Origin of the sequence: Cyclobacterium plantarum (genome assembly GCF_011290685.1) — a bacterium.
GTDB lineage: Bacteria > Bacteroidota > Bacteroidia > Cytophagales > Cyclobacteriaceae > Cyclobacterium > Cyclobacterium plantarum.
This window is the reverse complement of the sequence record NZ_JAANYN010000024.1, coordinates 1-13,188: the sequence shown is the minus strand read 5'-3', so window position 1 is coordinate 13,188 and position 13,188 is coordinate 1. Positions and strand designations below refer to the sequence as shown.

At 42.2% G+C, this 13,188-nt stretch carries 6 protein-coding genes and 1 pseudogene; 3 read left to right on the top strand and 4 right to left on the bottom strand.

All coding sequences use genetic code 11. The features are described 5' to 3' along the window. Together G9Q97_RS24590 and G9Q97_RS24585 are read right to left on the bottom strand one after the other, a co-directional pair. Positions 1-734 (bottom strand): annotated as a pseudogene (locus tag G9Q97_RS24590) (hypothetical protein); the annotation flags it as partial. A gap of 444 nt (positions 735-1,178) precedes the next feature. Next, positions 1,179-4,124, bottom strand: coding sequence for an FAD-binding and (Fe-S)-binding domain-containing protein (locus tag G9Q97_RS24585; RefSeq protein ID WP_166151924.1), 2,946 nt, complete (start codon positions 4,122-4,124; stop codon positions 1,179-1,181). 135 nt (positions 4,125-4,259) lie between these two features. On the opposite strand from G9Q97_RS24585, the gene G9Q97_RS24580 reads away from it, so the two are divergent. The 3 genes from G9Q97_RS24580 (at position 4,260) to G9Q97_RS24570 (ending at position 7,856) form a co-directional block, all read left to right on the top strand. Beyond that, positions 4,260-5,231, top strand: coding sequence for a phosphotransferase (locus G9Q97_RS24580; RefSeq protein WP_166151922.1), 972 nt, complete (start codon positions 4,260-4,262; stop codon positions 5,229-5,231). Next, on the top strand, positions 5,218-6,501 hold the full coding sequence (locus G9Q97_RS24575; RefSeq protein WP_166151920.1) for an ADP-ribosylglycohydrolase family protein: 1,284 nt from the start codon (positions 5,218-5,220) through the stop codon (positions 6,499-6,501). The genes G9Q97_RS24580 and G9Q97_RS24575 overlap by 14 nt, the downstream gene beginning before the upstream one ends. 278 nt (positions 6,502-6,779) lie before the next feature. Continuing rightward, on the top strand, positions 6,780-7,856 hold the full coding sequence (locus G9Q97_RS24570) for a fatty acid desaturase family protein (RefSeq protein ID WP_166151918.1): 1,077 nt from the start codon (positions 6,780-6,782) through the stop codon (positions 7,854-7,856). A gap of 132 nt (positions 7,857-7,988) precedes the next feature. Here the strand turns inward: G9Q97_RS24570 and G9Q97_RS24565 are convergent, their stop codons facing one another. Both G9Q97_RS24565 and G9Q97_RS24560 read right to left on the bottom strand, forming a co-directional pair. After that, entirely contained in the window at positions 7,989-9,590 is a 1,602-nt protein-coding gene (locus G9Q97_RS24565) for a RagB/SusD family nutrient uptake outer membrane protein (RefSeq protein WP_166151916.1), read from the bottom strand. Positions 9,591-9,601: 11 nt separating this feature from the next. Beyond that, positions 9,602-12,511, bottom strand: a complete 2,910-nt coding sequence (locus G9Q97_RS24560) for a SusC/RagA family TonB-linked outer membrane protein (protein ID WP_246255861.1) — start codon at positions 12,509-12,511, stop codon at positions 9,602-9,604. Between the last annotated feature and the right edge of the window lie 677 nt (positions 12,512-13,188).

Below are 13,188 nucleotides of genomic sequence, written 5' to 3'. Positions count from 1 at the left end.
GACTCTCCGTCGGTGGTAATGTCTATGGACTTATTGGCCAGGACTTCTTTTTCGGCTTCTGCGGCCTGGGCACGGGCAGTTTCGTTGGCAACGGCGGTTTCCAGGTTCGTGTCATTGGAGATTCTTTCAGAAGTTTCATTGGCCAGGGCAGTTACCAGGCTGGCGTCTTCATACATTCTCTCTGCCGTTTCAGTTTCCAGTGCAGTTGTTAAACTGAGGTCTGCTGTCTTTCTTTCCTCTGTTTCTTCAGTTAAATCATCAAGAGCTGCCCTATCTTTAAGTAAAGAAGTTATTTTAGCCAGAGTTACGTAAGGTAATAACATGGAAGCCGTGTCTTCCACAGTCAAATAATCCGGAACATTTTCCAAATCTCCAAATTGCCCGGAAAGGGCAATGGCAGCCAAATCCGGCTTGTTCAAAATGGCAGCAGCACCGGCGTTGGCATCCCAATCGGGACTCACATATTCTCCTGCTTTTAACATTACCCAGGATTCCCCATCAAAATAATAGAATCCAGATTCCTTATCCGTTTGAAATATCAATAAACCCGTTGCCGGATTAGGCAATCTGTTTCGTTGAACTTCGATTAACCGTGGAATAAGCAATCCCATTTCGGTGGATTGAATTTCCAAAGCGGCAGAGGCATGGGGATTTTCTGTGCCAATCCCAACTTGAGCAAAAATAAATTGTGTACCCGTTGCCAGGAAAAAAATTATCCATAAAATTCTTTTCATTTGATCCCTTAATTAATAGCGTTTTCAAAAAGTGATTGCCTACAAATCAAAATTGGAAGTTGGCACTCATTTACAAATGAGTCGATTTAAACATCCCTAAGCAAAAAGGGAATGTCTCAATTTGTGAAAATGAAACAACAAGACAATAAGTAGCTTTTTTAAGGAAGCATAATACAAAAATCCAACTTTAAAATATTGGTAAAATAAAATTTTTCAAAGTGTTTAAATTAAATAATAAGCAAAATCAATAATAATTTGAACCAGCATTCGAATTTGGGACGATTGCCTGTCAATTGAGAAGGCATAAAATCTCTTCCCTGAAAAAGAAAATTCCTTAAATTTTACATTAACCGATGACTTTACACCTACAAAGCCGGATAGTTGGAATGGTATTTCTAAATAAACCCAAACTATTATATTTTACCTTTAAATCAAGGAAAATTATCACTTCAATGCGTCAAATAAGATCTCCACAGGATGCTGGGCCATTCTACCGGTACCATCGGCGATTTGATGGCGGCAACTGGTGCCCGGGGCGGCAATTAGCGTATCTTCCTCCGCATCCCTTACCGCTGGAAACAAAACCATTTCCCCTATCTGCATGCTCAACGTGTAATGCTCTTTTTCATACCCAAATGAGCCTGCCATACCGCAACAACCGGAGGGAATTACCTTTACTTTGAAATTTTGGGGCAGTTCCAGTATTTTTTTGGAATAATTGACGGAGGAAAGTGCCTTTTGGTGGCAATGCCCGTGAAGCCTGACTTGTTTCTTTTCAGTGGTAAAAGCCTGGCTATCAATATTACCGGCAATAAATTCCTTGGCCAGAAATTCATCTATCATTTCGCAGTGAAACTTCAGGGATTTTGCCTTTTCCCTTAAATCTTTGCCTACCAATCTTGGGTATTCATCCCTGAAACTAAGTATGGCAGATGGCTCCAATCCCAATAACGGATGTTCTGCATCCACCAGCTTTGAAAAAACCCGCACGTTCTTTTCGGCTGCTTTCTGGGCATAGTCTAGCAGGCCTTTAGAAATGGCTCCCCTCCCACTTTCGGCATGGTCTACCATTTTCACGTCATAGCCCAAATGCCTGAGCAGTTTGATGGCTTTGATTCCAGTGGCCGTATCATTGTGGTTGGTAAATTCATCACAAAAAAAGTAGACTGTTTTGATGATATCTTTTCCTTGCAACCGGGTATACTCCTTCTTATACCATTGCCTCAAAGATTGCTTGCTGATGGCTGGAAGGTTTCGCTCAGGAGCTACATGTAATATCTTTTTCAATCCTGCTCCGGTGGTCCCGTTAGACAGGAAAAAATTGGAGATTCCCGGAACCAGGCTTCCCAAACCGTTCAATTTATTGATATAGGCAAAGGCCCTGGATCTCAGCGGTACTCCATTGGATTTGTGGTACTGGTATTGGAATTCTGCTTTCAGGGTGGCCATGTCAACATTGGAAGGGCACTCAGAAGTGCAGCCTTTACAGGAAAGGCACAGGTCCATCACCTCTTTAATTTCAGGATGATCAAAAGGATTAGACTTATTGCTGTTGGTCAAAAACTCCCGAAGGGTATTGGCCCGGCCACGGGTCGTGTCCTTTTCATATCGGGTGGCCTGAAAGCTGGGACACATGGTGCCACCGCCTGAATTGGGCAATTTCCGGCAGTCTCCGGAACCGTTGCATTTCTCCGCCATGCGCAGGATCCCACCTACATGACTGAAATCAAATTTGGTTTCATGTTCAGGCGTAGCCATATCAGGTTCGTACCGCAAGGAAGTATTCATAGGCGGGGCATCCACAATTTTTCCCGGATTAAAAATCCCTTTGGGATCCCAGGTACCTTTCAGCCTTTTGAACAGCTCATAATTGTCCTGGCCTACCATCATGGGAATAAAGGCAGCCCTCACCCTTCCGTCACCATGTTCCCCACTAAGGGAGCCCTGGTATTTCTTGACCAGTCTTGCACTGGCTTCACTGATTTGATAAAACTCTTCAACGTCTTTGGCCGTTTTGAGATCCAGGATAGGCCTGAGGTGAATCTCGCCCGCCCCAGCATGTGCATAATACACCGGCTCCTGCCCGAACCCCTTCATTATTTCGGCAAATTCATCAATATAATTTGCCAGATCGTGAATATCTACCGCCGTATCCTCAATACAGGCCACGGCTTTCTTATCGCCCGGTATATTGGCCAGCAGGCCCAAACCAGCACTTCTAAGCTCCCAGGCGCTGCTTGTCCGTTCCGGACCGATTACCGGATAGGCATATCCCAGTCCGGCATCTTTTAGCGAATTCACAAATACCAGTCCCTGCTCCCTGGCTTCAGCAATTGTTTTGCCCCTGAATTCTACCATCAGAATGGCCTTTGGATCCCCTTCAACAAAATCCCTGTTTTTGCTTTGCTCCACATTCTCCTTGGTGCAATCCAGAATGATTTTGTCCATCAATTCCACTGCCGTAGGTGTGTGCTTCATGGCCACCTGCGCGGCTTTCATGCTTTCATGTATGCTTTCAAAATGAGCGGCAACCACAATATCGCAGGGGTCTGGCAAGGGGTCCAGGTGAATTTTGATTTCCGTGGTGATGGCAAGTGTACCTTCAGATCCGCAAAGCAACTTGCAAAAATCAAATGGAGTGTCAACGGCTGAAAACAGTTGGGATTCCAGCAGATAGTCTACTGCATATCCTGTATTTCTACGGTGTATGCTGGCTTTTGGAAAATGCTCCCTGATGTTATTTTGTATTTCCGGATTACTGAGTTCATTCCGGATATGTCTGTAGAGTTCTCCTTCCTTGTCATCCTGCTTGCATTTTAACTCAAAATCTGCCGGACTCATGGGATGAAACATGACCTCCGACCCATCGCTGAGCAAAACTTTCAATTCCATTACATGTTCCCTGGTACTTCCATAGACGATAGAAGTGGTACCACAACTGTTGTTGCCCACCATCCCCCCGATCATGGCACGGGTGGCGGTACTGGTAATGGGGCTAAAGAAATAACCATGATCCTTGAGGTAATTGTTGAGTTCGTTTCGGACCACTCCCGGCTGCACCCGGATCCAACCCTCATTTTTGTTGAATTCAATTACCTTGTTCAGATACTTGGAAACATCCACCACAATGCCTTCTCCTACACATTGTCCGGCCAGAGAGGTCCCGGCCGTGCGGGGGATCAGTGAGGTAGCATTTTCAGTGGCAAACCGAATCAATTTTTGAATATCAGCTGTATCTTTAGGCAAGGCCACCGCCAAAGGAAGGGAACGGTAGACAGAAGCATCTGTGGCGTACAGGGTTTTCATTAAACTATCAAAATGCAACTCACCATCCAGCTCTCCGGCCAATTGCACTAACAGGGCACTCAAATCCGTTGTATTTTTACTCATGGTTCAAAAATAAAACAGTTAGCACTAGGAATGAACAGGAAAAGGGGATTTTATTTTAATAAAACCACACAGGATTCAATTTTGGTTTCTATTTTTGATTTCTCATACCCATGCTTTTCATTCGTCCTATAAATTATGTTACTACAAACCCCTCTTGACCAGGTACAAATTGACCATTTACGAAAAATTGGAATGCTTCATCCGGATGAGATGGTGATCAGTAGTGAAAAGGCCGGAGAAGGAAACATGAACGTTACTTTAACCATTAAAACAGAAAAAAGATCGTTTGTGTTGAAGCAGTCCAGGGACCATGTGGTCAAGTATCCGCAGGTGCCAGCACCCCGGGAAAGAACGGGCATAGAATTTACCTTCTACCAGGCCCTTGCCGCGGATAAGCTCCTTGATTCCTTTTCTCCGAAAGTGCTGGGTTTTGACCCTTCCCATTGGTTATTGGCATTGGCCCACTTGAAAAAGGCAAAGGATTTCCTGGATATATACCAACATCCGGAAATTTTGCAAAATCATCAGTTGGAAGATTTGCTGCAATACCTGAAAGCCCTGCATCATTTACCCATTGACGCTTTTCCTGAAAATATGGCCATGAGAAAACTAAACCACCAGCACATTTTTGTCCTGCCGTTTCAGAAAGACAATGGATTTGATCTGGACCAAATCCAGCCGGGTCTGCAGGATCTTTCTGAAATAGTAAAAAACAACAAGAAGTTGCTCCATCAAATCAATTTACTTGGGGAAAGGTATCTTAGCAAGGGAAAACACCTGATTCATGGCGATTTCTATCCCGGAAGCTGGTTGCACACTTCAGAAGGAATGAAAGTGATCGACACCGAATTCGCATTCATGGGTGATCCTGAGTTTGATCTGGGCGTGATGCTGGCACACCTGAATCTGTCCCGGGTACCAGACACTCTGTTAGAAAAAACACGTAATTCCTATCCACTGAACACCAAATGGCTCGCCCAATATACGGGAGTGGAAATGCTGCGCCGCCTATTTGGACTGGCCCAACTTCCCTTATCGCTAACCCTGCCAGAAAAGGAAAAACTAAGCCATTACGCTATTGATCTTCTCCTCAATGAACAATTTTAAAGCCCTTATTTTGTTGTTTTTGCTATCATGGATCAGTTCTTGCGGTTCTGATAACCGGCCTCAGGAAAAGCGCGGATTGACCAATGAGCCAGCACCAACTTTAAGTCTTAGCCCTGCTGAATTGGAGGACAAGGTAAAGGGAATGCTCATTGGCAGTGCGATTGGGGATGCCATGGGTGCGCCCACAGAGATGTGGGGCAGGGATGACATCAACAGAGAATATGGATGGGTTACCCAACTGGATAATATGGTCAGGGAAGTTTCCCCTGAAGGCATCTGGAAGGTAAATTTACCTGCCGGAGGAACCACCGACGATACCCGATGGAAAAAGCTGACCTTTGAGTATATGGAAAAACAAAATGACCTGGAACTTGACCCGCTTCAGTTTTCAGAACATATCCTTGAGGAGTACGAAATGTATTTTGAGGATTTTAGAACCCTTCAACCCGAAGAAACCGAAGCATTGGAATATGCCAATTTGAGAGTGCTTTGGCTGCAGGAATGGTACAAGGTATCTCAACCACTGCTGGACAATAACCTGATGGGCTACCAAAAAGCATTGGGAAAATTTTACGGGGGAGAAATGGTTTGTGCAGGTTTACTTTATTCTCCGGCCCTGGGTCTTTTATATCCGGGGCAGCCCGAAAAAGCCTATGAACAAGCCTTTAACCTAAGCTTGTTTGATTTGGGCTACGCCAAGGATATCAGTGCCTTATCCGCAGGCATGACAGCAGCAGGCATGACAGCAGCCGGAAAACCGGAAAATATGCTGGATGTACTGCGAATGGTAGACCCTGAAAGCTATTTCAAAAGCCGGTTGGTGGGAAGAAGCAGCTACCGCATTCTGCAAACTGCTCTTTCGATCGTTGAAGAAGCGAAAGGCAGTTCGATCATGGAAAACGAATTAGCTGGTCAGGATGAACCCTCAAAAGCGGCCATAATGAAGGCTTTCGAGCTACTGGATGAGCAATTACAGGACATGCCATTTCATGCGGGTGAGATCCATTTGCAAGTCCTGACCGCTATGTTGTTCAGCGATTTTGAATTTCTGGATACCCTGGTTTTTTTGGTCAATTTTGGTAGGGACAATGATACCACCGCAGCTGTGGCAGGTGCCATATTGGGTGCTTATCATGGATTTGAAAACCTGCCGGAAACCATGAAAAATCAGGTAATTGAGGTAAACAAAAAGGAGTTGGATATAGATTTAATTGGCCTGGCAGAAAAACAAACAGCTCAAATCCAATCCCTCTACAGTAGAAAAGAGTAGCTTTGCAGGCAACAAAAATCCAATAATAAGGTTAAATTCCAGGAAATTATGAGTGAATGTAAAAGTGGAATTAAACTAACATATGCCTCACTTAAATCACTCATACATATACTTTCTCGTGCTTTTACTCAATTCAATGTATTTTTGTTTTCCTTTTACAAGCTCCTAATTTTAATGAATTTCTTTCATTTTCAATTTTATTAAATTATTTACCAAAAATTTTTGTTTTGGTAATATAAAATTCGCAAATAATTAAAAAAAGATACTAAATCTTAAACATGTCATCAACTCTCAAATTCATAGATAAAAATAATTCAGGTTTTTTTGCAACAGTCCGGGAAAGGGTGGACCAGTACTTCGAAACAAATGGGGTTTCGAAACGTGCCAATCGATCGATGGTGCTAAAAACCGTCACTTACCTCCTTTCCTTTGTAACCTTATACCTCATTATTTTATTGGAAGTGTTTCCTTCCTGGGTTTCTCTCTTGCTGGCCATTGCTTTGGGCATGAACATGGCTTTCATCGGCTTCAATATTTGCCATGATGCCTTGCACGGTTCCTATTCCTCCAGGCCATGGGTCAATTCTTCTCTGGGGTTTCTATTCAATATCATTGGTGCCAATGTATATGTTTGGAAAATAACGCACAATAAGATACACCATACCTATACCAATATCGTGGGGCATGATGGAGATCTGGAGGTAGCCCCTGGAATTGTCAGAGTTTCTCCGGAGGAAAAGCACTATCCCATACACCGGTTTCAACACATCTATGCTTTCTTTCTTTATGCATTGGCATCCATATCCTGGTTTTTCCGGAAAGATTACAAGAAATTCTTTCAGAAGCGGATCGGGAAACATGAGAACAAACATCCAAAAATCGAATATTTCAACCTGTTCTTTTTTAAACTACTCTACTATACCTTGTTTATTATTTTGCCATTAATTGTCATGGACATTACCTGGTGGCAGTTTATAATAGGTTTTCTGGCATTGAACTTTGCCGAGGGTTTGGTTTTGGGATTGGTCTTCCAATTGGCTCACCTGGTGGAACAAACGGAATTCCCCAACCCGGGTGAAGCCGAAAACATTGAAAATGCCTGGGCAGAACACCAAATGAGAACTACAGCCAATTTTGCCAGGAAAAGCCGTTTGGCCACCTTCTTATGCGGTGGCCTGAATCTACAGGTAGAACACCATCTTTTTCCAAAAATTTGCCACATTCACTACCCGGAGCTATCGGGAATAGTAAAAGAAACAGCTCTTGAGTATGGGCTGCCCTATCATGAAAACAGGAGCTTTGCTTCAGCCTTGAAATCTCATTATAATTTCCTGAAAAGGGCTGGAAAAAAATAAGGTTGCTTGACAAGCAAGCAACCTTATGATAAACCAGGTTGTTTGGAGCAGTAGCAGGTTAATTCAATAGGCATTGTTCAGAAAAACCCGTTGAACCGGAATTGCTACCAATATATCCACTGCTTAGGCAGATCAGTAGCCCGGGTTTTGCTCCAGACCAGGTTCCACACGCAAGCTGTTTTCGTGAAAGGGCCACCTGTAGTTATGTGGCTGAAAAGATCGGTCTTCGATTTTCAGGGAAACAACCTCCCCATCCACCATTCGGGTATGTCCCAATGCAGGCTGATTTAAAACCTCATCTGCAATTTCCCAACGGATGATATCATCATAACGAAGTCCTTCACCGGCAAATTCCACTCTTCTTTCATTTCTGATCAATTGAATCCAGTCTTCCTGACTAAAGTTGGCATATTCCGGGCCTGTCACATCAGCTACTGTCATGTCCAGACCGGCTCTCTCCCTGACCAAATTTATGGATTCCAGGGCCAAATCATCAATATCATTCATCATGATCTTTGCTTCCGCATAGGTTAGTAAGACTTCTGCATACCGAAGTAGTCCAAAATCAAAATTGCCTCCTGAACGGAAAGCATCTGCTTCAGAAACATATTTTTTAAACCAGTAGCCGGATTTACTGGCTCTTTGATTTTCAAAATACATGGGATTATTGGAATTATAAATGTCTATTGGTTCTCCATAGAAATCATCTCCCTGCCCCATAATACTCTGTTCATATCGGGGATCTCTATTGAGATTTGGGTTCAACTCATATTCTTCCATGGTATGCAATGGGCAATTTGCAATTGGCCTTCCCTGTAAGGTCCAATAAGCATCTACCAGTGATTTCAAAGGTACTACATAAGATTGGCCATTTCCTGTACGGTAGTGTGGACCCAGGTCCCTAAAGGAGTTGGTGGCACGGTTTCCATGGCTTTGCCGGTCAAAATGAACAATCACTTCATTGTTGGTGGACGCTCCCTCATATTGGAATAAATCCCCATAATCCGGATAAAGCTCATATTTATTGCTATCCATAATTTCCTTAGCCAGTCTTGCCGCAAGCTCATACCGTTCATTGTACAAGGCAAACCGCATGGTCATTGCTTTGAAGGAGTAGCGATTGAACATGTACTTATCTGAGGTGTATTCATCAGCCGGCAATCTTGCAGCGATATCCTCAGCAAGGGGAAACAATTGGTTGAGAATTTCATCCTTTGGCGTTATAGGCTGTCTGGCGTCTACCAAATCAGCAGGTTCCAAATGGAAAGGTACGTCACCCCACCTGAATGTCAACCTAAAATAATGCCATACTCTTAATGCTTCCAGGATACTCTTATACTTTGTTCTTACAGACTCGTCTTCCACATAGGGGATATCAGCATTGGCAACAAAGGTATTCAGCCTTCCCAGGTGCTTCATTTGCAATTCATAATAGTACAAAAATGCCTGGGTGGTACTATTGATATTTCCATTTGCAATGCGTTGATGGTGGTGGCCATCGACCCTACTGTAAGCGTTGTCAGATTTACCTTCTTGCATGTAAAACAGGGTTTGGTGTACTCCCGGATTGGTAAAAACATCCAGGTAACTACTGTAAACCACACGCCTCAGGTCTTCCTCATCATTAAAAAATTCCACAAAGGATGTTGCCGTAGGATCCGTTTTATCCAACAACTCCACACAGCTTGTTAGGCTGGTTCCTGCAATAAATATTATGATCAATAATTTTTTCATGATATCCTTTATTAATTTATAGTGGCTTTAACCCCTAAACTAAATGTTCCCATTCGGGGATAACTTCCATTTCCTCCATCTCGCTCCGGTTCCAATCCTTCCCATTTGGTAATGGTGATGGCATCCTGAGCATTGAAATAAAGCCTTACGCTTTTTATGTTATTTCCGATTCTTGGAATCGTATACCCTACTTGAAGCATCTTGACACGGAAAAAAGCAGCATTGCTTAACCATACATCGCTCAGGACAGCATTCGGGCTTGTCCCTGTCCAAACTCTGGGAAACCTGCTGTTTGGTGTCTCAGGTGTCCAGCGGTTCTCCATGTAATACTCTCTGGGTGCGCCAAGGTTATTGTTCACACCATCCATCAGGACGGGGTAACCTTCCAATCCGTTAAGTCTTCCCAATCTTTTACCTACTCCCTGTCCAAGGAAACTAAAATCCCAACGCCTGAAACTAAGGTTAAAATTTACCGAATAATTCATGTGTGGAAAGGGATCACCCAGGTTTATTTTGTCTTCGTCATTGATGACCCCGTCTCCATTCTGATCCACATACCGAATATCTCCGGGATAAGTATTGGGCAATTTTGCTTCCATTCCATCTACCTCTTCCCAGGTTTGGAAATAACCATCACTTTCATAACCAAAGTAGTTATCTATTGCAATTCCCTCGTACCAGATCATATCCTGATTGTTTTTAAAAATCAGTGTGTCTGACCTGCTGTATCCCGCTTTTAATACACGGTTTTGGTTATCGAATAACATGCCGCCTATACTGTAATTTACTTCTCCTACCCTGTCTGCGTAATTGGCAGAAAACTCAAACCCTTTGTTCTCCACTTCGCCTATATTAACAGAGGAGGTAAGGTAATAGGAACCGGTCAATGGGGGCACTGGAAAATCCGAATAAATGAGATCATAAGAATACTTATGGTAATACTCGGCAGTAAGGTTCAATTTGTTGTTCAGTGTAGTCAGATCAATACCAAAATTGGATTGTCTTTGCTTCTCCCAGCTGAAATCGGGATTTGGTACACGCATGGTCCATCCCCAGGTATTTACCACTTCCTGCCATAGGTATGGCGCAACATTTTCATTTCCAATCAGACCAAAAGAAGCCCTGAATTTTAAATTGTTGATGGCACCTGAACTGACCAGGCCACTCATGAAGGACTCATTGTGGATGTTCCAGGCAAAGGCACCGGAGGGGAAAAATCCCCATCTGTTACCGGGTGCAAACTTACTGCTACCATCTGCCCTGGCGGTCCCTTCTAGTAAATACCTGTTGTCAAACGAATAATTTACCTTTGCAAAAAAGGAAGATTTCGAAAACTCCCGGTAATCGGTATAGGTATTATTCATGATTTCAGTACCTCCCAGCAGGTAAATCTTGTCCTGCCCATTTCGCAAATCATTCTCATAATTGATCATGGCCCTGGCTGTTATTTGGCTTTGACTTACGCCTTGTGAGGCGCCAACAGAATTTCCCCATATCTCAACCGGTTTTCCATCTCCATCGAAAAATTTATGGGTTAACCTTTTGTATTTTTCAGCGGACTTATTGATCAGGTAGGAAACATTGCCTTCTAAACTCAACTTATCATTGATAAAATACTTCGGTCTAAGATTAATAGTACTTCTATCATGTAATGCATTCCAGGATCCTCCATGGTTAATAGATGCCAGGGGATTGATATTGTTATGAAGTATATAATTGTTCTCAAGTTCTGAATCATAAAAAATAGGTTGAGTAGGATTCATCCTCCAGGCTTGCTGATACAATCCATGTCCATTTGTGTTGGCATTGAGCCGATCGACTTGTAAGCGGTGGGCATAAAAATCTGCCTGAAGCACAAATTTATCAGCTATGTTGATATTGGTATTGAACCGGGCTGAAAATTTCTGTGAACCTTCAAGTTGATTCATGCCATTTTCATCAAGATATCCCAGCATCAGGTTAAAGGTACCTACTCCTCCTCCACCTGAGATGCTGGCAGATGTATTATTCGAATAGGACTGTCTCTGCATCACTGCACCCAGCCAGTCGGTATTGGTATAATTTCCGCTTTCTGCGGCTGAAATATCTTCTTCAGAAAACAACAAGGATTGCCCCTGATGCCCCCTTGCTTCATTATTCAGCCGCATATAATCTGCTGAACCCACAAAATCAGGCAAATCAATGGGGTTATGCAAAGCCGCCCAAGAGTGCAAATTGACTCTGAATTGGCCGGTAGTTCCCCTTTCCGTTTCGATAATAATCACCCCATTAGCTCCCCTGGAACCATATAATGCCGCTGATGCGGCATCTTTTAAAACCGTAATGTTTTTCACCTGATTTGGGTCAATATCCGTCAGGGACTGCTCCATTCCGTCAATAATGACCAGCGGAGAAGCGTTTTGTAAAGTACTGATGCCCCTGATGGAAATGGTTCCTGGTACACTTCCCGGAAGGTTGGTACCCTGCATGAGGGTTACCCCGGGAATAGTCCCACTGAATGCTTCTTCCAATTTAAAAATGGGGCGACTTTTTATCAAGTCCATATCCAACTCCTCCACTGAAGATGCCAAATGTTGCCTCTCCACTTCACTAAAACCTACTACTACCACCTCATTCAAATCCATGCTATCCTCTTGCAAAGTTACACTGATCTCATTTGTTCCTTCCGTGCTGATCTCTTTCCCCTGAAAGCCTATCATATTGAAAATCAAAGTGGCTTTTCCACTTACCGCAATTTCATAGGAACCGTCCAAATCGGTGGTAGTTCCCACTGTTGAACCTTTTATTAATACCAAAACAGAAGGAATGGGTTCCCCTGCTTCATCTGTGACTGTACCGGTTATTGTCCTTTGTTGCCCATAAACATCGAGCAGTGATAAAAACATTAAAACCAGTAGAAATATTCTACCTTTAAACATCATTTAAATTTAATTTTTGTAAATTTTTATAACCAATAAGCTTAAAATTTAACTCCTAAGGAATTATTCTAATTTAAATTTTATTGCGCTGTTTGCTAAAATTTGCATCCAGAAGTAAAATAATTGAATTATACCATATTGATACCTCCTTTCATTTTATGAGTGAGTACAATTTAAGTATGAACTGCTCGAATTGATCAATTAAAAAAGCAGCACTTAAAGATATCTATAAAAATAATGGTTAAAAATCCAGTTATAATAAATATGGGTAAATTTATAATTTATTTATTTTGAAATTTAAATTTAACTAATTTAATATTATAAGTAATATTTTAAAGGATATTATTAAAATGATTTAGTTCTGATTATCAATGGTTTAGTTGAATTTAATGAAAATTTGAAAAGTAAAATTGTATTTTTTACCCATTATTCAATTGTTAATAACCCCGGAAAAACATGATGTTCCGGCTAAAGCATACAACTAAAAATTACCATTCATAAAAATTGTCCATAAATAATTTTATGAGACCTTAAAAAAAAATTGATTTGTCCCTTTTCAAGGTAATTTTCTTATTGAATCAGGCACATAATAAATAAAATTTTATTGAACAAGGCACTTTTTCAATAACTAAAAAGCAGGTATATTGACAGCGTAAGCAGAAAGTTATGGAAAAGCGGTT

Excerpts from the sequence above, each read along its gene's own strand:
- G9Q97_RS24585 (WP_166151924.1), bottom strand. The coding sequence starts at position 4,124 with ATGAGTAAAAATACAACGGATTTGAGTGCCCTGTTAGTGCAATTGGCC.
- G9Q97_RS24580 (WP_166151922.1), top strand. The coding sequence starts at position 4,260 with ATGTTACTACAAACCCCTCTTGACCAGGTACAAATTGACCATTTACGA.
- G9Q97_RS24575 (WP_166151920.1), top strand. The coding sequence starts at position 5,218 with ATGAACAATTTTAAAGCCCTTATTTTGTTGTTTTTGCTATCATGGATC.
- G9Q97_RS24570 (WP_166151918.1), top strand. The coding sequence starts at position 6,780 with ATGTCATCAACTCTCAAATTCATAGATAAAAATAATTCAGGTTTTTTT.
- G9Q97_RS24565 (WP_166151916.1), bottom strand. The coding sequence starts at position 9,590 with ATGAAAAAATTATTGATCATAATATTTATTGCAGGAACCAGCCTAACA.
- G9Q97_RS24560 (WP_246255861.1), bottom strand. The coding sequence starts at position 12,511 with ATGATGTTTAAAGGTAGAATATTTCTACTGGTTTTAATGTTTTTATCA.